The organism is Flavobacterium psychroterrae, from assembly GCF_018380615.1.
Lineage (GTDB): Bacteria > Bacteroidota > Bacteroidia > Flavobacteriales > Flavobacteriaceae > Flavobacterium > Flavobacterium psychroterrae.
In genome coordinates this window covers 170,634-193,278 of record NZ_JAGYVZ010000008.1, presented here as the reverse complement: position 1 = coordinate 193,278, position 22,645 = coordinate 170,634, and the positions used below count along the sequence as shown (strand labels likewise).

Annotated in this window: 17 protein-coding genes and 1 tRNA gene; 8 read left to right on the top strand and 10 right to left on the bottom strand. The window is 33.9% G+C overall.

The annotated features are described in order from the left end of the window. The first annotated feature begins 44 nt into the window (after positions 1-44). Entirely contained in the window at positions 45-683 is a 639-nt protein-coding gene (gene can, locus KHA90_RS10695) for a carbonate dehydratase (RefSeq protein ID WP_213299061.1), read from the top strand. A 37-nt stretch (positions 684-720) separates the two neighbouring features. Here can and KHA90_RS10690 read toward each other — a convergent pair whose 3' ends face one another. Next, positions 721-1,923: an LETM1-related biofilm-associated protein gene (locus KHA90_RS10690; protein WP_213299058.1), complete on the bottom strand. Its 1,203-nt coding sequence runs from the start codon at positions 1,921-1,923 to the stop codon at positions 721-723. 106 nt (positions 1,924-2,029) lie between these two features. Beyond that, positions 2,030-2,557 (bottom strand): superoxide dismutase family protein, encoded by a 528-nt coding sequence (locus KHA90_RS10685; protein WP_213299055.1) that lies wholly within the window; start codon positions 2,555-2,557, stop codon positions 2,030-2,032. A 228-nt stretch (positions 2,558-2,785) separates the two neighbouring features. On the opposite strand from KHA90_RS10685, the gene KHA90_RS10680 reads away from it, so the two are divergent. Continuing rightward, positions 2,786-3,307: a DUF4251 domain-containing protein gene (locus KHA90_RS10680; RefSeq protein WP_213299052.1), complete on the top strand. Its 522-nt coding sequence runs from the start codon at positions 2,786-2,788 to the stop codon at positions 3,305-3,307. 76 nt (positions 3,308-3,383) lie between these two features. Next, entirely contained in the window at positions 3,384-3,866 is a 483-nt protein-coding gene (locus KHA90_RS10675) for a hypothetical protein (protein WP_213299049.1), read from the top strand. A gap of 79 nt (positions 3,867-3,945) precedes the next feature. Here KHA90_RS10675 and KHA90_RS10670 read toward each other — a convergent pair whose 3' ends face one another. The 8 genes from KHA90_RS10670 to KHA90_RS10635 form a co-directional block, all read right to left on the bottom strand. After that, positions 3,946-5,040 carry a glycoside hydrolase family 18 protein gene (locus KHA90_RS10670; protein ID WP_213299046.1) on the bottom strand — a complete coding sequence of 365 codons (1,095 nt, stop codon included), beginning with the start codon at positions 5,038-5,040 and terminating at the stop codon, positions 3,946-3,948. A 361-nt stretch (positions 5,041-5,401) separates the two neighbouring features. Beyond that, positions 5,402-7,207, bottom strand: coding sequence for an acyl-CoA dehydrogenase family protein (locus KHA90_RS10665; RefSeq protein ID WP_213299043.1), 1,806 nt, complete (start codon positions 7,205-7,207; stop codon positions 5,402-5,404). A 46-nt stretch (positions 7,208-7,253) separates the two neighbouring features. Beyond that, positions 7,254-7,604, bottom strand: coding sequence for a four helix bundle protein (locus KHA90_RS10660; RefSeq protein WP_213299039.1), 351 nt, complete (start codon positions 7,602-7,604; stop codon positions 7,254-7,256). A 129-nt stretch (positions 7,605-7,733) separates the two neighbouring features. Further along, positions 7,734-8,915 (bottom strand): acetyl-CoA C-acyltransferase, encoded by a 1,182-nt coding sequence (locus KHA90_RS10655; RefSeq protein WP_213299036.1) that lies wholly within the window; start codon positions 8,913-8,915, stop codon positions 7,734-7,736. Positions 8,916-9,045: 130 nt separating this feature from the next. After that, positions 9,046-11,436 (bottom strand): 3-hydroxyacyl-CoA dehydrogenase/enoyl-CoA hydratase family protein, encoded by a 2,391-nt coding sequence (locus KHA90_RS10650; protein WP_213299033.1) that lies wholly within the window; start codon positions 11,434-11,436, stop codon positions 9,046-9,048. Positions 11,437-11,489: 53 nt separating this feature from the next. Beyond that, positions 11,490-11,948 (bottom strand): MarR family winged helix-turn-helix transcriptional regulator, encoded by a 459-nt coding sequence (locus tag KHA90_RS10645; protein WP_213299030.1) that lies wholly within the window; start codon positions 11,946-11,948, stop codon positions 11,490-11,492. A gap of 221 nt (positions 11,949-12,169) precedes the next feature. After that, on the bottom strand, positions 12,170-13,207 hold the full coding sequence (locus KHA90_RS10640) for a helix-turn-helix transcriptional regulator (protein ID WP_213299027.1): 1,038 nt from the start codon (positions 13,205-13,207) through the stop codon (positions 12,170-12,172). Between the two features lie 601 nt (positions 13,208-13,808). Next, entirely contained in the window at positions 13,809-14,426 is a 618-nt protein-coding gene (locus KHA90_RS10635) for an HD domain-containing protein (protein WP_213299024.1), read from the bottom strand. 773 nt (positions 14,427-15,199) lie between these two features. Here KHA90_RS10635 and KHA90_RS10630 point away from each other — a divergent pair. From KHA90_RS10630 to KHA90_RS10610, 5 genes are all read left to right on the top strand, one after another. Continuing rightward, positions 15,200-15,316, top strand: a tRNA-OTHER gene (locus KHA90_RS10630). 239 nt (positions 15,317-15,555) lie between these two features. Continuing rightward, positions 15,556-17,796: a hypothetical protein gene (locus KHA90_RS10625; protein WP_213299021.1), complete on the top strand. Its 2,241-nt coding sequence runs from the start codon at positions 15,556-15,558 to the stop codon at positions 17,794-17,796. A gap of 226 nt (positions 17,797-18,022) precedes the next feature. Continuing rightward, positions 18,023-19,444, top strand: coding sequence for an RtcB family protein (locus KHA90_RS10620; RefSeq protein WP_213299017.1), 1,422 nt, complete (start codon positions 18,023-18,025; stop codon positions 19,442-19,444). Between the two features lie 307 nt (positions 19,445-19,751). Then, positions 19,752-20,249 (top strand): hypothetical protein, encoded by a 498-nt coding sequence (locus KHA90_RS10615; RefSeq protein ID WP_213299014.1) that lies wholly within the window; start codon positions 19,752-19,754, stop codon positions 20,247-20,249. Positions 20,250-20,587: 338 nt separating this feature from the next. Further along, a complete protein-coding gene (locus tag KHA90_RS10610; protein WP_213299012.1) occupies positions 20,588-22,645 on the top strand; it encodes an AAA family ATPase in 2,058 nt (685 codons plus the stop codon).

Sequence of the window (22,645 nt, the reverse complement as noted above, 5' to 3'; positions counted from 1 at the left end):
ATATGTTTAAACATGAAGAAGTACCATTCAAAAAACAAAAAAAAATGAAAGAGTTTTATAAGCAGTTACTAGAAAACAACAAACAGTGGGTAGAAAAATCATTAGCATTAGACCCTAATTATTTTGCAGATTTGGCAAAAGGACAAACACCACCATTATTATGGATTGGATGTTCTGATAGTCGTGTTCCTGCAAATGAAATTATTGGAGCTAAACCGGGAGAGGTTTTTGTACACCGTAATATTGCCAATATGGTAGTACATTCTGATATGAATATGTTAAGTGTATTAGATTATGCCGTAAATGTTTTAAAAGTAAAACACGTAATTGTTTGCGGACATTACGGTTGCGGTGGTGTAAAAGCTGCAATGGGGAACATGTCTGTAGGGATTATTGACAACTGGATTCGCCATATTAAAGATGAATATCGTTTACATGATAAATATTTAAATTCTATTGAAGATGAAACAGAGCGCTTTAATGCTTTTGTAGAAATCAATGCTAAAGAACAAGTTTACAATTTAGCTAAAACTTCTATCGTGCAGGGTGCCTGGAAAAACGGACAGGACTTAATGCTTCACGGTTGGGTTTACGGATTAAATTCTGGTTTTGTAACAGATTTAAATGTAAATATTGCTTCTAATGATGAATTAGACGATGTTTATCAACTAAGTAATCTATAATAATAAATAAAAAATCGCCTCACAAGGGCGATTTTTTTTATTCGTTTTCGTCAAGATTTTCATTAAATGCCGATGGCAGCATAGTGGGAATAAACTTGATTAAAATAGGCAATAATAAACTTCCGCCGGGAAGTAAAAATATAGTCAGGGACGGAATCGTTTTGCAAATATCTAAAAGTTGTTTTTTTACTTTCTTCTTTTCCTTGGCATCCAAGTCTCTGGTGGTAGAATAAGCCAATAAAACCATTAATTCCTTACTCTGAATGATTTCCTTAACTAATCTGTTTTTATTTCTTATAATCAGTTTTACAACGCTGTGCGTCATTTGATCATAAAAATGTTTTACCGGATTAGAATAATTAAAATACGGAATCTTCTTTTTATGAGTAGTAATAAAATCATTTGTAGTATCAATGCTTTTGGTTACAAAATCATCAGAAACTCCAATCATTGATCCTAAGGAATATAAAAAGTAGGCTTCTTCATTTTCTACTACACCATCGCTCCACAAAGCCATTCCAGCCATATCGATTAAATAATAATATTCTAATTTATTATTGAAATAATTCAATTGCAAAGTTTCTAAAGTATCAACCGTAACTTTTGAAAATTTAGAATATCGAATAGAAGCTTCAAAAAGCTTAATCAATAAATCATCATGCTGCGATTTGACAGTTTTGGTTTTTAAAGCTAATCCTACAATACCTAAAACAGTTTCCTCAATACGTTTTAAATATTTTTCAGGAATTGAGCCTTTTTCCAAATATTGTCTGAATGCCAGAACATCAATAAACAAAAGTGCATTTGTTACTAAGTGAGAAAAGTTTTTACTTATAATGCTGTCATTCGTTTGAACACGTTGATCTATTATATTTTCTAAAGAGTGTGAAGGAGTATCTTTTGGAAGTAAAATTTTAAACAAATTAAAACCTTCAGGATTCATTTCGTTATAAAATTTCAAAACTTCGGCAATAAAATTATGAGGTTCAGAGCTTCTTTGTTCTAAACAATAAACGCCATATAAAGTATTTAATAAAGCGACTTTAGAAATTTCGGTTTTAAACCAGCCTTTTATAGAAATAGGCTTTTGAGAATCAATATCAATGATATGTCCATAGATAAAACCGGTTTCTCTGACTTTATAGTAAAACGATTCAGTAGTTTCAAAAGGGATAGCCTCTAAAAACTTTTGTTCACTAAAAAACTTGTCTATCCAACCTGATGCTGATGGGTTAATCATTCACTTTAATTTATAGCTGCAAAGCTATATCTTTTTCTTGTGTTAGGATAGGTTTTAAATGAAATAACCACTAGATTTTGTGAAAATCCAGTGGTTATTTATATTTTTATTTGATGATTCCGGCGCAAGCAGCTCTTCCACCAGCATTTCCGGTAGGCTGAGTTGTAAAATCATCAGTTCCCTGATGTACAATTAAACCTTTTCCTAATATATCTTTGTTTGTATCTCCACAACCTATGCACCATTCATCAGTTGTTAATGAGATAGATCCGTTACCTTTTGCATCAGCGGTGAAGTTTCCAATATCACCTTTATGATATTCTGCAACACCCCATTTTCCATGTTTTTTAAAAGTTGGATTCCAGTGTCCGCCAGCTGAACTTCCGTCTGCAGCACTACAATCTGCTTTTTCGTGAATGTGGATTGCATGAACTCCGGGAGTTAATCCGGTCATTTTTGCAACAAAAGTTACTTTTCCGTTTTTCTCTGTAAAAGTAGCAGTTCCGGTAACAGTACTATTACTTTTTGGCTCTAAAGCAACAGTAAGAGTTTTTGCATCATTTGATTTTGTATTAGTCTTACAGCCAATAATTAAGGCTGTAATTATAGCGAAGGAAACGATTATTTTTTTCATAAAAAAGGCTTTTAAATTAAACATTAAGTAAATTTAACATAAAATTCCGACATTCATTCCCGCTAAAAGTTAAATATATCTAAAACTATTAGCAGTAATTTTAGTGTAACATTAAGAAGGCATCAGAAATTATTATGTAATTTAGTGTGTTCAAAATTGCAGTTTACATTGGCAGAATACTATTTACTAAAAAATAGAAAGGAATATAAATTTCTAAATACCTATTTTATGAAAACTAAATTATCCATTTTATTTGTGTTGTTGAGCATTTTAATTTCTCCCGTTTTTGCACAGGAAAAAACTAAAAAAGAGCTAAAAGCAGAAAGGGATTCACAGAAACAAAAAGAAACTGAAGCATTAATAAATTCGAAGAAATTTGATTTTGAAGCACAAAAAGTAACTCCGCAAGGAGGCAGGATGATTATTTTAGATTATAATACTTATTTTTTAAAATTTGACACTGAAAAAACAACTGGAGATTTACCATTCTTCGGCAGGGCTTTTAATGTTGCTTACGGAGGTGATGGCGGAATAAAATTTGAAGGTATTCCTGAAAATATAAAGATTGAAAAAAAGAAGAAAAGTTATATTGTGAAAGCTACAGTCAAAGGTAAAGATGATGTTTATAATTTGATGTTTACTATTTTTTCTGACGGAGGAGGAACGCTTTCCATTAATAGTAATAATAGAGCATCAATTTCATATGATGGAGAAATCAGAGCTCCCAAAAGTAATGAAACTAAAAAATAACCATGTATTAACTTGTTAAAAAAATCATTATATTTGATAACCTGTTGATTTTTAGAAACAAATTAAATTTAATACTATGAAAAAAATTAGTCTTATTCTTATTATGATTGTTACTTCTTTATCATCTTATGCCCAATCTTCGTTTAAGGAAGATGTAGATGTTTTGCAAAGTGTGTACGGTAAATCAAAAAGTGATCTTGTAAAACAGTATATGAATTTATCTGATACACAATCTGTTGCTTTTACAAAAGTTTACGATGATTACGAAACAGCTCGTAAAGCTCTTGGACAATCAAAATTTCAGCTAATCAATGATTACGCATCAAATTATGCCACTCTTACAGATGAAAAAGCTGATGAACTGGCAAAAGGAACTCTTAAAAATCATTTAGCGTATGAAAAATTATATTGTAAAACATATTCAAAAGCAAAAAAAGCAGTAGGAGCAATAAATGCTGCAAAATTTATTCAGCTAGAAATATACCTGCAAACAATAATCAGAGCAGAGATTTTAGAATCGATTCCTTTTATTGGAGAATTAGATAAATCAAAAATTTAGTAGCCTTCTAAAGTAATAAAATATAAAAAACGGCAGTTATAATTTTATAACTGCCGTTTTTATTTGTTGCTAAACTTATTTATTTAGCTGTTTTAACTTCGTAAATTGCATTTACCATTCCGTCACGCGGACTGTCTAATGTAAGTTCCCAAAACATGATTCCGCCTAATTTTTTAGCTTTTACATATTCTGTTTTTGCCTTGATAGATTTAAGATCATCTGATGTTGCAAAGGTTTTTGTTTTTTCATTGTACCAGTGCGGTGCTTTTGCTTTATCATCCCAAAAATATTTCCAGCCATTCGCTTCTGTATAAGTTGTAGCAAAGTTTTTGAAATTAACACCTTCAATATGTTCTCCTGCCTGATAAAGACCATTGTTTATATTTTCAACATTTTTCCATGTTCTGGAATAAAATGCGCCTCCAATAATTAATTTTTCTGCTGGAACTCCTTGTTTCAATAAATAAGTAACCGCTTTGTCTGTAGATTCTTCTTTAGCGTTTGTGCTGTACAATGGTGTATGATGTCCCGTTACTTTAGAATATCCGTTTACTAAATCATAACTCATAATGTTGATACGGTTTACTAATGGAGCGACAGTTTTCCAGTCAATAGATTCATCAAGATATTTTTGAAATCCTCCGGCAGCAAAACTCAATTCGTATTTTTTACCTAACGTAGAGCGTAAAATTTTGATTAGTTCTGTAAAATTACGTTTGTCAGCAGCTTGAAATAAATGTCCTGGCAGTCCCTCAATTGCCGGATATTCCCAATCTAAATCTAAACCATCAACTTTAAAATAGTTGCTCACTTCTTTTACTGATTTCGCAAAAGTTAATCTTCCTTCGGCAGTAGAAAACGCAGCAGAACAAGGCTCACAACCTCCCCAGCCACCAAGCGAAAGTACAATTTTTAGTTGCGGATTTGATGCTTTTAGAGCAACTAAATGTTTAATTGTGGTAGAATCTTTAGCGGAATCAACGCTTAATTTTCCATCCTTTAAATGACAGAAACTAAAGATAATTTGATCCAGTTTTTTTATTTCGTATTCGTTAATTAGTTTATCATCGCCCGTGTAATAAGCAATGATGTCCAGTTTTTTACTTTTTTGTGCAAAAACAGTTGAGGTAAAGCTGCACAGTAAAAGCAAGGCAATCAGGTTAATTTGTTTCATTTTATGTTTTTTAGCGTTTTTAGAATGCTAAATATAAAACATTACATTAGAAAATTCATCACCAATTGTGTAGCAGAAATGCAATTTTAATAAAGATTTGTGAAATGTATTGTCATTCCGCAATGTAGAGGCGCACAGCAGTGCGTCTATTTTTAAACCATATAAGTGATATAAGAAAATATAAGCTGCATCTTTATAATGCGCTATAGAAATATAAGAATTAAAATTACCAAGTAATATCGGCAAAGTATATTTAAATGAACTTACATAACTTATATGTTGAAAAATAAAAAAAATAAACCCGCACTGTTTCGGAGGAGTGCGGGTTTAAACAAATTAAAAGCTAAAAACTATTTTTATATTAGAAGCAGTATTCGTTTTCTGCAACTAATTTATTGGTAATCGTTTCTCTTAAAGCCACTACATTTGGCATGTTTGTGTATTTTGTAAAACGACGTAATCCCATTAACATCATACGTTGTTCGTCACCTTCAGCAAAAGAAACAATTCCTTCTTTTCCTTTTTGTGTTACAATATCCACAGCTTTGTACAAGTATAATTTTGCCATAGCAATTTGCTCCTGAACTTTATCTTCACCTTTATTTTTGGCTAATTTTTCAGTTCTAAGGATTGTACTTTCAGCCATATAAATTTCGATTAAGATATCAGAAGCCGCCATTAATAACTGTTGGTGAGCATCTAAATCCGGACCATATTTTTGAACTGCACTTCCTGCAACCATTAAGAAAACTTTCTTAAGGTTCGCAACAATTCCTTTTTCTTCTGCAAATAATTCAGAGAAATCAGGAGTATCAAAAGATGGAATTCCCATTAATTCTTCAGAAACTTTCATAGCTGGTCCTAATAAATCAATATGACCTTTCATAGCCTTTTTGATCAACATACCAACAGAAAGCATTCTGTTAATTTCGTTTGTTCCTTCGTAAATTCTGGCGATACGAGCATCTCTCCAGGCACTTTCCATTGGAGTATCTTCAGAGAATCCCATTCCACCAAAAACCTGAATTCCTTCGTCAGCACAGTTTTGAACATCTTCAGAAACAGCAACTTTAAGGATTGAACATTCGATAGCATATTCTTCAACACCTTTCAATTCAGCTTCCTGATGACTAGTTCCTTCAGCTTCACGAGCGATAATTCTATCTTCGATATCTTTTGCAGCTCTGTAAGAAGCACTTTCACCAGCATAAGCATTAGTTGCCATTTCAGCTAATTTAGAACGGATTGCCCCAAAGCTTGAAATTGGTGTGTTAAACTGAATTCTTTCGTTAGCATATTTTACAGCTCCGGAAGTTACTCTGCGTTGAGCATCAAGACAAGCAGCAGCCAATTTAATACGACCAACATTCAAAGCATTCATAGCAATTTTGAAACCGTTTCCTCTTTCAGACAACATGTTTTCAACAGGAACTTTTGTATCGTTGAAGAAAACCTGACGCGTAGATGAAGCACGAATTCCTAATTTATGCTCTTCTTCATTCATAGAAATTCCGTTATCAGCAGTATTTTCTACAATGAAACCAGTAATATTTTTATCATCACCAATACGGGCAAAAACGATGAAAACGCTACAGAAACCTGCATTCGAAATCCACATTTTTTGTCCAGTAATAGAGTAGTATTTTCCATCTTCAGATAAAACAGCTTTTGTTTTTCCTGAGTTAGCATCAGATCCTGCACCTGGCTCAGTCAAACAATATGCACCAAACCATTCGCCTGTAGCCAATTTAGGAACGTATTTTTTCTTTTGCTCTTCAGTACCATAAAGTGTGATTGGCATAGTTCCAATTCCTGTATGAGCACCAAAAGCTGTTGAGAAAGATCCTGTAGCACCAGAAATGTAATCGCAAACTAACATTGTAGATACAAATCCCATTCCTAATCCGCCGTATTCTTCCGGAACCGCAACTCCAAGAAGTCCTAGTTCACCTGCTTTACGCATACTTTCTTCAGTAAATGCGTAATCTTTTTTCTCAAAACGATTTTTGTTAGGCCAAATTTCTTTGTCTACAAACTCCTTAACAGAGTCACGCATCATTAATTGCTCTTCCGAAAAATCTTCTGGTGTAAAGACATCTTCGCACTTTGTTTCTTTAACTAAAAACTGACCACCACGGGTTACGTTTTTTTCGATTGTATCTGCCATTTTTATTCTTTTTAGGCAAAAGATGAAAGAAGCAAGAAGCAAGATTTTAATTTAACTTGCTTATGAAGCCTGTGGTCATCTTTTGAAATTCAATTATTTTGTTTTCTAATTTTTCTGTTTTTTCTTTTGTTAGATAGTCATTTTGACAAGCTATTAACAATTGTGTTTGCAATTCAAATGAAGATCCTAAACTAATATTCAAATAGTGTTGAAAATGTTTATTTCCTCTGTTTGATCCCTCAGCAATATTTGAAGGCATTGAAACAGAACATCGATTCATTTGATTTACCAAACTATAAATTTCTGATTTTGGAAAAGTGGCGGTTAGTCTATAGATGTCATTTGTAATTTCCATAGCTAAAATCCAAATTTTCAAATTCTTAAAATTATGTCTCATGTTTTTTGAGGCAAGATAAGAAAGAAAAATTTAAAGTAAGTTTTTTACTACTTTTATGGTTTTGTTTTCATAATCTATACTTCATTCCAAAATTAAGTCCTGATTCTTGCTTCTTTCCTCTTAAAAAGTCTAGAGCACTTCGTAAATCCCCGCAGAACCTTGTCCAGTTCCCACACACATACTTACGATTCCGTATTTATTACCTCTGCGTTTCATCTCATCAAATAACTGAACAGAAAGTTTAGCTCCTGTACATCCCAGAGGGTGACCTAAAGCGATCGCTCCACCGTTTACGTTTACGATATCAGGATTTAAACCTAGCTCACGAATTACAGCCAAAGACTGAGAAGCAAAAGCCTCGTTTAATTCAACCAAGTCAATATCTTTCAATTCTAAACCAGCTTGTTTCAACGCTTTCGGAATTGCTTTTACAGGACCAATACCCATGATTCTTGGCTCAACACCTGAAGAAGCAAAGTTTACCAGTCTTGCAATTGGCTCAAGATTTAATTCTTTCACCATATCTTCGCTCATGATTAAAACAAAAGCAGCACCATCGCTCATTTGAGAAGAGTTACCGGCAGTAACGCTTCCGTCAGCAGCAAAAACGGGTCTTAATCCAGATAATGCAGCAACAGATGTTCCGGCACGGGGACCTTCATCTTGTTTTACAACGTATGATTTAGTTTCTTTTTTACCATTTTCATTGATGAAAGTTTGTTCAACAGTAATCGGAACGATTTGTTTATCGAATTTTCCTTCAGCTTGCGCTTTCAATGCTTTCATGTGAGAGTTATAAGCAAACTCATCCTGATCTTCTCTTGAAATTTTATATTGGTTTGCTACCGCTTCAGCAGTTAAACCCATTCCCCAATAGTAATCTTCGTGACCTGCAGCAGCTACTTTATAATCCGGAGTTGGTTTGTAACCTCCCATCGGGATAAAACTCATACTTTCTGCGCCACCGGCGATGATGCAATCTGCCATTCCAGATTGGATTTTAGCAGTTGCCATTCCGATAGTTTCAAGTCCAGATGCACAATAACGGTTTACGGTTACACCAGGAACATCTTCAACTTTTAATCCCATCAAAGAGATTAAACGTCCAACATTTAGTCCTTGTTCTGCTTCCGGCATGGCATTTCCTACCATAACGTCATCGATGCGTTTTTTGTCAAAATCAGGCAATTCAGCCATCATAAACTGAATGGTTTCTGCAGCTAATTCATCAGGTCTTTTAAATCTAAAAACCCCTTTTGGTGCTTTTCCTACCGCAGTACGGTAAGCTTTTACTATATATGCTGTTTTCATTTGTTTTTGTTTTTTTAAGATTTTAGGAAGAAGCAAGAGGCAAGAAACAAGATGCAAGAGAAAAGACAAAACTCTGTTTTGAAGTCTTGTTTCTTGCATCTTTCTTCTTTTCACTCTTTCATTCTATTTTCTAATTACGAAGTGGTTTTCCTTTAGTTAACATATATTGAATTCTTTCTAAAGTCTTACGTTCTGTACATAAACTTAGGAAAGCTTCACGTTCGATATCTAATAAATATTGTTCAGATACTAAAGTCGCTTCAGATAAATCACCACCAGCCATAACATAAGCCAGTTTGTTAGCGATTTTCTTATCGTGCTCAGAAATGTATTTTCCAGCTTCCATTTGATCCGTTCCAACTAAGAACATTCCAAGAGCTTGTTTACCTAATACTTTCACATCCGTTCTTCTGATAGGTTGAGTGTAACCCGCTTCAGCCATTAACAATGCATGTTTTTTAGCTTCAGCGATCTGACGATCTTTGTTGACTACAATAACATCTTTACCATGTTGAAGAAGTCCGGTATCAAAAGCTTCGTAACCAGAAGTTGATACTTTTGCCATAGCGATCGTTAAGAAATACTCCTGAAGAACGTTCAATTCCACATCGTTTTTGCGGAATAAATCAGACGCTCTCAAAGCCATTTCTTTAGATCCACCACCACCAGGAAGTACACCAACACCAAATTCAACCAATCCCATATAAGTTTCTGCAGCAGCAACCACTTTATCAGCGTGTAAGCTCATTTCGCATCCACCACCAAAAGTCATTCCGTGAGGTGCCACAACAACTGGAATTCCAGAATAACGAACGCGCATCATAGTGTCCTGAAACATTTTGATTGCCATGTTCAACTCGTCATATTCCTGCTCAACTGCCATCATAAAAATCATTCCGATATTAGCCCCAACAGAGAAATTCGCTGCCTGGTTTCCAATAACTAAACCTTGATATTCTTTTTCAGATAAGTCTATTGCTTTATTGATAGCAGCAAGAACGTCGCCACCAATAGTATTCATTTTTGATTGGAATTCTAAGTTCAAAATTCCGTCTCCAAGATCTTGTATAATTGCACCGCTATTACTCCAAACTTTTTTGCTTTCGCGAATGTTGTTCAGGATAATGAATGAATCTTGTCCCGGAACTTTAGTTTGAGATTTTGTTGGGATATTGTAGAAATAAGTAGCGCCTTCTTTTACAGAGTAGAAACTCTCACTTCCGGAAGCTAACATTTCGTTCACCCATGCAGCAGGCTCTAAACCTTCTGCTTTCATGATTTCGATTCCGTTTGCAACACCAATGGCGTCCCAAATTTCGAATGGACCATTTTCCCATCCAAAACCGGCTTTCATCGCATCATCAATTTTATATAATTCGTCTGAGATTTCAGGAATTCTGTTTGACACATAAGCAAACATTCCAGCGAAACTCTTACGGTAGAATTCTCCTGCTTTATCTTTTCCTTTAACCAATACTTTAAAACGGTCAATAGGTTTATCGATAGTTTTAGTTAGTTCAAGTGTAGCGAAAGATGCTTTTTTAGCAGCACGATATTCTAAAGTATCTAAGTCAAGCGTAAGAATATCTTTGTCTACTTTTTTGTAGAAACCTTGTCCTGTTTTACTTCCTAACCAATTATTCTCCATCATTTTTGTGATGAAATCAGGAAGTTTAAACAATTCGTGTTGTTCGTCAGTAGGGCAGTTTTCATAAATACCATTGGCAACGTGCACCAAAGTATCCAATCCAACCACGTCAACGGTACGGAAAGTAGCCGATTTTGGACGTCCAATTACAGGACCAGTCAATTTATCAACTTCTTCAATCGTTAATCCCATTTCTTTAACCAAGTGGAATAAACTCTGAATCCCGTAAATACCAATTCTGTTTCCAATAAACGCCGGAGTATCTTTAGCAACAACAGATGTTTTTCCTAAAAATTTAGATCCGTATTCGTTTAAGAAATCCAAAACTTCAGTTGAGGTTTTTGGACCAGGAATAATTTCAAATAACTTTAAGTAACGCGCAGGGTTAAAAAAGTGAGTTCCGCAAAAGTGTTGTTGAAAATCTTCGCTTCTTCCTTCGCTCATAAAATGAATCGGAATACCAGAAGTGTTAGAAGTAACCAAAGTTCCCGGTTTACGGAATTTCTCGATTTGTTCGAATACTAATTTCTTAATATCAAGACGCTCTACAACAACCTCAATAATCCAGTCTACATTGGCAATTTTTGCCATATCATCAGTCGTATTTCCAGTTGTAATTCTACTTGCGAATTTCTGACTGTAAATAGGAGACGGTTTCGATTTTAATGAATTCGCCAAGTGCTCGTTTACCACTCGATTGCGAACTACTTTACTTTCAAGCGTTAATCCTTTTTTAGTTTCAGCTTCTGTCAACTCGCGGGGTACGATGTCAAGCAGTAAAACTTCAACACCAATATTGGCAAAATGGCAAGCTATTCCTGAACCCATAATTCCGGATCCAATTACAGCGACTTTTTTAATTGTGCGTTTCATAGAGTTAATATTTTGTTTTTTATTTGAATGTGAGATAAACCTAATATTATAGGTTATTCGTTTTCTAATTTTTCTGTTTGATTAAATATATTTTTGTCCTGAATTAATTCATTTATAATTTCAGAAACTTCGATAAAATGTTTCAGTTTTTCATCAGAAACATGTTTTCTAATCGTTTCATTAAATTTCAGAACCGTATTTTTTGATAAATCTCTTTTTTCTTTTCCAAATTCCGTCAGGTAAATTAAAACACCACGACCGTCAGTTGGGTTTTTTTTGCGAATAATCAAACCTTTATCCTCCATAGATTTTAAAGTTCTTGTTAAACTTGTGGCTTCCATTCCCATTCTCGGACCCAAAGCTGTCGACGGAGTTCCATCTTCTTTATCAATACTCAAAAGAGCAAATCCCGTTGCCATTGTAGCATCGTATTTAGCAGCTTCCTCGTTGTACATTCTTGATACAGCTTGCCACGTAGCTCGCAAAATATAATCTATTGTTTTCTCTTTCATATGTAACTATATCGATTTCAAATATAATCAAAAAATACTATGCGTGCATATAATTTGATGATAAATTTTTGGTTAGTAAAAAAATATCGCTGATTCAGAGCGGTTTATGGTTGAATTTTAATTGAAATATACTATTCTTTTTTGAGATTTTAACAAAATAAATGCCGTAAAAATCATTTTATGGATTTAAATTAAGATTTAATTCTGCATTTTGTAAAAAATCATGATTTTAATTCAGTAATTTCTTCTTCATCATATCGAGAAATTGCCTGTTTCAGAATCCTTTTCATACGATTTCGTAGATTTTCAGGTCTTAAAACCTCGATTCCGTCACCAAAACCCAGCAGTATTCGTTCCATTTCATAATTAGGAGAAATAAACAAATGCACGATAATACTTTTATCCTCATTTTCTGTAATCAACCGTTGCGAATGGTGCAAAGGTTTTGTCAAAACATACGGCGCATTTGTCGCGTCAATCCAAAGTTCGATTCGTCTGGGCGCTAAACCCGAATTCACCGTAACGCCAATCACATTTTTATAAAACAAATCGGCATCAAAATCTTCTTCTAAATAAGGCAGATTAAAATCATAGTCGATTCCTATAATTCTATCCAAAGCCAAATTGGTAATAGGAGCAGAGCCTTTTTTCTTGCCAACCAAAAACCACCTGTTATTAAATTCCTTCAGGATAAAAGGATGAAAATGAAATTTAGTTTCCTCAATCGATTTAAAAGATTTATAACTAATCACCAGAACAATTTTCTTGATAATCGCCTGATATACTTCATCCAAATAATGCAAACCTTTTAATCCTTCGTTTTTATCCAGGTAAATAACAGGTTTCGTATGTGATTTTTCGGCATAGATTTTATCCTCCAATCGCTGCAGAATATCCGATACATCGCTAAACAAAGAGAAATCCTTAAACTGCTTCAACATCGAAACCGTTTCCGTTAAAACATTCATGTCTGTTTCCGTCAGCGGAATATCCGTAATCGTAAATTCGTCATCTTCATATTTATAATACTTCTTATCATACACGACAATTGGCGCATTATAACCCAGTTTTTCGCTTCGCATAAGCTGAATATCCATCTGAATCGTACGTTTGCTAATTGGGTTTTCCCGACCTTCATATTCAAACAAAGCTTCAGAACAACATTCGATTAAATCCTCCAAAGTCCATTGCCTATATCGATTCTGCAAACATTTATCAATCGTTTTGTACCGAATTAAGGCATTTTTGTTTTGTGACATAGTTTTGATGTTTTTGCCGCAAGGCACTAAGGCACTAAGTTTTTTTGCCACAGATTAAAAGATTAAAATGATTAAAAATCTGCTCAATCTGCGAGAGAAAAAACTTTGCGCCTTAGCTCCCGATAGCTATCGGGATTGCGCGATTAATTTTACTTAGTATATTTTGGGCGTGTCCCTCCGGGTCGGGCTTTCGGCTTTATCTTTTGTTCCGTTCCACTTCACAAAAGGATATCGCCTCTATCCCTCACGCAAATTACGGTAACAAGAAAATCTCGTTTCTATATTTTTAAAATCTGTTTTTTTCGTATCCTATTTTCTATTCCTATTTTCCGTAGAGACGCACAGCAGTGCGTCTAACATACTGGATAATCGTTGCGAAAGACACACTGCTGTGCGCCTCTACGATATTGTAAACGTTAATAAAATCGTATCAAAATCACGTCCAGCAAACCCGACAGGTTTTTAAAACCTGTCAGGTTTATCGTTGCGAAAGTGATGTTTTAAACATAATATGCAATCAAAAAAAATCTGCTCAATCTGCAAAATCTGCAAGAGAAAAAACTTTGCGCCTCTGCTCGCGATAGCTATCGGGATTGCGCGATTAATAACTCAAGATTTTTATTTCCTTCTCAATATTCAATCTCGCCTTTTCTTCATATAAATCTCTAAATACTGAGGTCTGAAAAATAAATTCATTCTCCAGAAAATGTTTCAAAGCTTTTGCTCTTCCGGGTTTGTATAGAAAATCAGGATAAATGCTATATTCTTTTCGAATTTGCTCAAAGTAAATTTGATATCCATTCCAATCTCGGGCGAGAATCTTTAGATCAAAATCTATCAGCCAATTGATATCTTCATTTGCATTATGCTGATGTTGTTGAGTTGCACAAATAGCATCAAAAACCAATTGTTTCTCAAATTGAATGTTTTCAGACAAAATCGACAAAGCATATTCGGCGCTTTTGAGTTCATTGTCTTTTTTGCTGCCCTTATAAATATAATCGTGATAAAAAATAGAAAATAATATTTCGTTTGGGTTTTGAAGTTTATCAAAATAAGTTTCATAACATTCAATCATATCATTAATATGTGTCAGATTATGATAATGTCTTGATTTATGAGAATAGGCTTTTTCTAAATCCAACCAGCTTTTCTGAATGTCATTTGCTGAAAAGCCAATATTCGAAAGTAATTCAGAATAAATTTCCTGTAAATTCATATTGTTTTTTGTTTAAATCTTATCTCAAGTCTTATAGGGTGTAATATTTATAGATAATTATATTTCGAATTGTAATTAGCTCCATCGGAGCGGAATATGTATAGCAATTTGTTAGAAGAGAATCAAAAGCTCCGGCGGAGCGACACTTTGGCTTTTATGTTTAATCAATAAAATATGTCACCCCGCTGGGGTTCTTAAAATGCTTTTGGAAAATTGCTATAAATATTTCGTTCCTCTGGGACTTTATTGGTTTTATTAAATCTAAAAAAAATATAAATGTGCCGTTCTAATGGGGCTTACGCGATTTTGCTAAATAATAATTACTCAAATATAAAATTCTTTTTTTACTGCGCAAAATAATTGCGTAGTAGTTCTGAAATCTTTGTAATGTCAAAACGAAAGGCCTTGTAGCTTAAAAGGAAAAGCCTACAGAAAAATACTGGCTGTAGAGTTTGCGGATATTCCGGTTAGACCTGAGCGGACTAATGGGTAGAATTTACAGAAGCACCGAAATCGTTAGGGAAAGTAGGGAAGCGTATTTAGAGCCGCAATGCCCGAAAGGGAATATGAGTTCGAATCTCATCAGGGTCACAAAAAATAAAAGATTTTTTTACTGCGCAAAATAAATGCGTAGTAGTATCGAAATCTTTGTTCAGGAAATAAAAACAAACGTTCATAGAAATAAAAAATAGAATAAAGCAGGTCAAGTTTGAGTTACTTCGAAAACTTTCCACGTACACACTTACACCATTACCTTTTTATTCAACTATAATGGGACAGTAGCTCAGTGGTTAGAGCAGGTAGTTTTGAAATTATCCTAACAGGTCAATCAAAACTTACTTCGTACACTTTTAATGTCCGGGTCGTGGGTTCGAATCCCACCTGTTCCACTATTAATGGTCAATTAAAACTTACTTCAGACCACGGCTAATTTCGGTTCGAATCCGAACAAGTTTTAAAATTATCATTAATAAAAAAGGAGGGTCAAGATTAACTTACTTCTCGGGGAAACCCATCAGATAAAATAGTTAGTCCATTACACTCCAATTTAAGGTCAAGTGTTTCTTACTTCAAAATCTTTTAGGTAGAAATCAGAAACACCATTATCTAAATTTTAAAAATTAAAAAAATGAAAACACAAGAATTATTAAAAATCAGTTTGCGTCAAAACGCTATTTTCATTCCATCAGCAATAATTGCGAATGATATCAAAAAATTATCAGGATCAACATCGGTTTTAGTGGCCAATGTTTCAAAACTTGGATTTACATTTTCCGAATCGTTATTACACGCTTTAAACAATATAAACCCAAATTATAAAGTGGAAGTTTTAGAAGTTCTAAAAGAAGTTTTAGGTACTGATAAAAACTGGACGCCTTTAGTAAAAGAATGGAATGTCCCAACAGGAGAAACTGTTTTAGATCATATTGCAACTTTTTTTGGAAACGTTTTTAAAACAAAAAACGGAACAACTTTGCAATGCGGACATATTATTCCCGACAATACTTTTCCTTTAGAACGATACAATGGTTGCCCGTTTTGCGGAACTCCGTTTGAATTTGGTAAAATCGAAAATTACGGACAAGGAAGCAAATTGAAAGTATTAGATTTATGGAGAGAAACGGAATTGGAAGATTTCTATAAATCGTTATTGCAATCAAAAACGGCTTTAGACGCTACGCAAGTGGATAGTTTAAAAATGGCATTGAAATATTTGCCTTTGCCAAAAACAGATATCGCAATCAAAGAAACTTTGATGTTGGTGATCGATGTTTTAATCGAAGAAGGTCAAGCCGAAAATGCAACTCAGTATTTTAAATCGCCAACAGATATCTTAAGATATTTATGGTTTAAGAATACAGGATTATTGCAAATTATCGAGCCAAAAACAATCATTAAAAGAACATCAAAAAATGCGCTGCATTTCGTTGGTTTCTTAGATGCAAGCGCGCAATCTAAAATTGCAGCGACAAACGATTTGAAACTTAAATATTCCCGAAAAGAATGTTTGATGGTTGCATCCTGGTTGAATAATCTGGATATGGATGTGGAAACAATGTGCGAAATCATGCACCCTAAAAGAGGAATGTGGGTTCGTTTTATCAGAGCGTTGCGTTTAGCAGAATACAGCAAAAGAAAAGGCTTTGAAAAATTAGCTTTTTTAATGGATGTATTTTACAACCAGGTATATGACGTTTGGCAAAGTAAAGTGAATTCTTCAAGAATGAAATTTGATGCCGATAAAACATTTGCATTGTTAAAACAACGTCCGGGATTGTTTGCACGTTCGTTATTCTCGAATATGCTTTGGTTTGGTGCAGACGAAACTGTGGCACATTTTACAGAAATTATCGATAAAGTTCCGGCAAGATTAGTGTTTACATTAAACATGTATGCTCAAAATTATTTTGATAAAAACATGCAAAGAAGCGTGAAACCTTTAGGTGGAACAAACAAAAGAATTGCACCAAATGCTTTATTGAATTTGTACAACGAAGATCAATTAGAGGCGATGAAAAATCAAATCGAAGAGTTGTGTTTATTGGCCATGAAAAAGAGATTTGCAGCAATTGCAAACCCGAATAAAACGATCTATATTGATCCGCAATTGTTTAATATGCCAGTTTCGATTGGCGATAGAAGCGAGACCGTTCAGGATTTACCGGTAGTTTTAATGGGAACACGTTTCCCAATTGAAGGTAACGAAGTGAGATTGTTTATGCAATGGGGTGAAGGTTTGGCAGCGCAGCATTTAGATATGGATTTAAGCTGCCATATTGCCTACGAAGATAAAGCCGATATATGTTCTTTTAGCCGATTGGAAACTGTTGGTTGTAAACACAGCGGTGATATCAGAAGCATTCCGAATAAAATTGGAACGGCTGAATACATCAACATTAACATTGATGATTTGGCGAAAGCCAACGCCAAATTTGTAACTTTTACCTGCAATGCTTATAGCAACGGAAGTATCACGCCAAATCTTGTGGTTGGTTGGATGAACAGCAAACACCCGATGAAAATCTCTGAGAAAACCGGAGTTGCATACGATCCGTCTTGTGTAGATCATCAGGTTCGCGTGACGCAAAATGTTGCCAAAGGTTTGGTTTTTGGTGTGTTAGATGTAGCCAAAAGAGAAATCGTTTGGTTAGAGATGACATTTGGAGGTCAGGTTGTGCAAGGTTTGGATTTTAAAGGAGTTCAGGCATTATTGGCAAAACTAAGCAGCAAATTGAATATTGGTAGCTTGTTAAAACTTAAAGCGGAAGCGCAAGGTTTAACCATTACCGAAGATCAAAATGCCGATGAGGTTTACGATGCAAAATGGGCGATAAATGCTGCGGCAGTTACGCAATTATTAATTGATTAGGAGGAAAGAGGCAATCCCGATAGCTATCGGGACAGAGGTGCAAAGGAACAAAGGTTTAATGTTTCACGCAGATTTAAAAAGATTTAAGCAGATTTAAAAGGATTTTTAGAAATAAATAATCTGCGCTCATCTGCTCAAATCTTTTTAAATCTGCGTTAAATAAAAAACTACGCAAAATAACTGCGCAGTAACATTCAACCTTTGTACTATCAAAAAATAACAAATCATGAAAACACAAATAAACGGTACAGATATAATAGCATTAGGATTCCCAGAAGGAAAAACAATCGGAATCGCATTAAGAATAAACAGCAAAAGACACGGTTTAAAGCGTGATGAAATGATGACCAATTTCAAGAACGTTTTAGCAACTCCGGAAAATTATATAGACGATGCGATTTTTAGTAAACTTGCAATTGCCTTAATCGAAAAAGCAAATGAAAAACCGGAAGATTTTATTGCTTTAAACCAAAACCCGAATGCATATTCGGCATACGGATTAGAGGGAATTGAAGAAGGGGCCAGAAAACAAATGGAAGTTGCGATGCAATTGCCCGTAACCGTTGCAGGAGCTTTAATGCCGGATGCGCATCAAGGTTACGGATTGCCAATTGGTGGAGTTTTAGCGACTAAAAACGCTATTATTCCTTATGGAGTTGGCGTTGATATTGGTTGTCGAATGGCATTGTCGGTTTATGATATTGCAGAAGATTTTTACTTTGAGAATGAAGCCAAATTCAAAAAAGAATTAGTTGCCAATTCAATCTTTGGAGCCGGACACGGATTTCACGGACAGTACAAATCAGATCATGCGGTTTTAGAAAACGATGCTTTTAATATGACTCCGTTTGTGAAGAATTTAAAAGATAAAGCGTGGTCACAATTAGGATCTTCGGGTGGTGGAAATCACTTTGTAGAATTCGGAATCATGGAATTTGCAAAAGACGATGCGGTTTTGAATATCCCAAAAGGAAGGTATGTAGCTTTGTTAACACATTCAGGTTCACGCGGAATGGGCGCAACAATTGCCGGACATTACACTAAAATTGCCAAAGACGTTTGTAAACTTCCGGAAGTGGCCAAGAATTTAGCATATCTGGATATGAACTCACAATTGGGGCAGGAATATTGGATAGCGATGAATCTTGCGGGAGATTACGCTTCGGCTTGTCATGAAATTATCCATAACAAAATGGAGAAAGCTTTGGGTGCAACCATTTTAGCCAAAGTCGAAAACCACCATAATTTTGCCTGGAAAGAAATCTGGAACGGCGAAGAAGTAATCGTACATAGAAAAGGAGCAACCCCAGCCGGAAAAGGCATGATGGGAATCATTCCGGGAAGTATGACCGCACCAGGATTTTTGGTGAGAGGAAAAGGCGAGAAGAACGCTATAAATTCGGCGTCGCATGGAGCAGGAAGGCAAATGAGCCGAACACAAGCCATAAAAACCATCACGAAAACCGAGATGAAATCAATCTTGCAACATCACGGTGTAACGCTTATTGGCGCAGGTCTTGACGAAGCACCAATGGCGTATAAAGATATTAACCAGGTTATGGAAGCGCAACAAGATTTAGTTGATGTCGTGGCAAAGTTTACACCTAAATTGGTCAGAATGGCGGATGATGGGAGTAAAGAAGACTAATTTTTTAGTGGTCAGTCTCGGTCACAGTTTTCAGTGTGGAGGCGCATTGCAGAGAGGCTAATACTTTGTGGTAATTTTAACCGCAAAGATCGAAATCCCGATAGTTATTGGGATACGCAAAGTGCGCAAAGAATTTTTCACGCTCCCGATAGCTATCGGGATTGCTGATTCCGGCAGATTTAAATTAGATTTTTTTAGAATAATTTGCGAACATCGGCTTAAATCTTTTTAAATCTGCGTGAAACAAAAAACTTTGCGCCTCTGCTACCTATAGCTATCGGTATTGCGCGATTAAAAAAAAACAGACATGGAAATACTAAACAGAGACTTCGAAATACTAACAGATTACATCCTTACCTTTCATTTTTATAAATATCTCAATATCGATCTAATCGAAGACTGGGCAATCGAACTTATCAATTCGGGTTATGAGAGTGAAGCCATTTATAACTTGGCTTGTTTCTATAAACCAATTGATTCTGATCAAGTTCAGCCTTATCTCGAAGCCGTTCTCTCAGAATTGAACCTAACGACAAAAAACAAAGAGGAATCTCAAAAAAGTCATATAAGATATTTTCTAAATAAAGTAGTAAAGTATGATGATGTGAGAGGCAACCTGAAAAGAATGCTGTATTTGTATTGCGACTTTACTGTAGACCAAGACATAATCGATTTATATGTTCTTGATGATGCCTGGAATGATTTGATAGCAGGTAAAGTGAATTGGTATTATAAAGATGTTACTCTGGATACTGTCGAACAACAAGTTATAGTAACAGCCCAAAAATGGCTTTATGAGAATTAAAAGGTTCAAAGGTTTATCCTCATTTTATGTCATTTCGACGGAGGAGAAATCACACGAGTTGATCGACAAAGATTGACGATTTACTTTACGGAGTTTCTGGTGTGATTTCTCCTTCGTCGAAATGACAAACTTTGTGTAAAAAAAACTTTGTGTAAAAAAAACTTTGTGTCTTAGTGCCTTAGTGGCAAAAAAAGTAGGCTTTTAAATCAGGTATTTTTACTGGGTTTAAAGGCTTTTTGTTTATATACATTTGAACGATGAGGATTACATATTTATTTACGGATTACCGTAATACTAAGAAAAATAATATAGTTAAGTTTGATTAAACTAAAGAGAAAATGAAAATAAAACAATTAAAAGTTAGGAATTTTAGATTACTAGATAATATGGTTTTAAATATAGAAGAAGATATTACGCTTATTGTTGGTAAAAACAATACGGGTAAAACTTCAATGTTTGAGGCAATTAATATTTTTGTAAAGACACAAGAAATATCTTTTGAAGATTTTTCTCAAAGTACATATTTTATTTTTAATCGCTTACTTAGACTTATTAATCAAGTTGATTTTAACTCCATTTCGGAAAGACGTAAGGAGATTGTTGAAAAAGTAATTCAAAATCAAATGCCTAAAGTTCAATTATTTATTGAGGTAGAATATGATGTTACAAACGATTCACTTATAAATTTGAGTGAATTTATAACTGATTTAGATGAAAATAGAAATGATGCAACTATTTTAATAAGTTATGAATCAAACAATTCTTTAAGTTTATTGTTTTCATTTTTGAATAGAGAAAAACAGGAAATAAGTTTAATTCGTTGGTTAAAAGATAATATAAAAGCTTTTTACCAAACTAAATGTTTTGCTGTTGATAAAGATTCAGATTTTAAAAAAGATATAGATTTGAGTTTTAAATCAAAAATTGAAAAAATTGTTTCATTTGAAGATATTAAAGCGTCTAGAACGTTAGATGATACAAAATCAGATAAAAATAAAACATTAGCGACTGGTTTTTCTCATTATTACCGTGAAAGAGACCAGACAAAAGAAGATATTAAGAAACTTGAGGAAACTTTAACAAATGTGTCTATTGTTTTAAAAGGCGAATATGAAAAAGTTCTTAAAGATGTAATTAGCGATTTAAATAATTTTGGAGTTTCAACTCCTATAACTATTCCGCAAATTGAAATAGATTCTGAATTTAATTCTGAATCGGTTATAAAGAATAATATAAAATATTATTATAAACACGAATCAATAAATCTTCCTGAGAGTTATAATGGTTTAGGTTATAGTAATCTAATCTTTATGGTTTTGGAATTAACTAGTTTTATTGAAAGATTTAAAAATTCAAGTGAAGAGAAAAAGTCAGAATTTCTAACAATCTTAATTGAAGAGCCTGAAGCACATATGCATCCACAAATGCAACAAGTCTTTATTAAACAAATAACAAAAAAAATTAATAAAGCTAGAGAAGAAGGTATCAATATTCAACTAATAATAACTACACATTCGTCTCATATAATTGCTGAAGCAGGAATAGACTTAGATAAGGGATTTGATAGAATTCGTTATTTTAATAAGATCGATGGAAGACTTGAAATTAGTGATTTTAATAATTTTAGACATAAAGAAAGTGACAAAGAAACTTTTCGTTTTTTAAAACAATATCTTAATCTTCATAAATGTGATATTTTCTTTGCTGATAAAGTAATAATGGTTGAGGGAGTAACAGAAAAAATGTTATTACCTATAATGATCAACAATGTAGCAAATAGTTTAAACAATGAATATATTTCAATTTTGGAAGTTGGAGGTGCTTATACTCAAAAGTTTAAAGAATTATTACATTTTATAAAGGTAAAAACCTTAATAATAACTGATATAGATTCAGTCGATGGGAATGGAGAGGAATGTAAAACAGATTTTGCAAACGCAGAAACATGTAATTCAACATTAAAAGATTGGATTCCAAAAAAAAATACAATTGATGAATTGATAAATTGTAATGAAGAAGAAAAATTTGATACTGAATTTATAAGAGTAGCATTTCAAATTGCTGAACATAGCAATACCTATGTTGGAAGGAGTTTAGAAGAGTCAATTATAAATAAAAATTTAATTTTTTTTAAATCTGAATATACTAAAGATGCTATCAATAAAAAAGTCAAATCTTTGTTTACATTAATAAATCAGCATAGTTCAGAAAATCTTCTTATAAAAACTCCATGGGATTTAAGACCTAAAAGCTCTTCTTCAAAAACTAATTTTTCATTTGATTTAATGACTTTTGATGAAAAAGAGACAGGTCTGAATTGGGAAGTTCCTTTGTATATAAAAGAGGGCTTGGAGTGGTTAGCGGGAATATGTATGGTAAATATATCTGAAAAATAA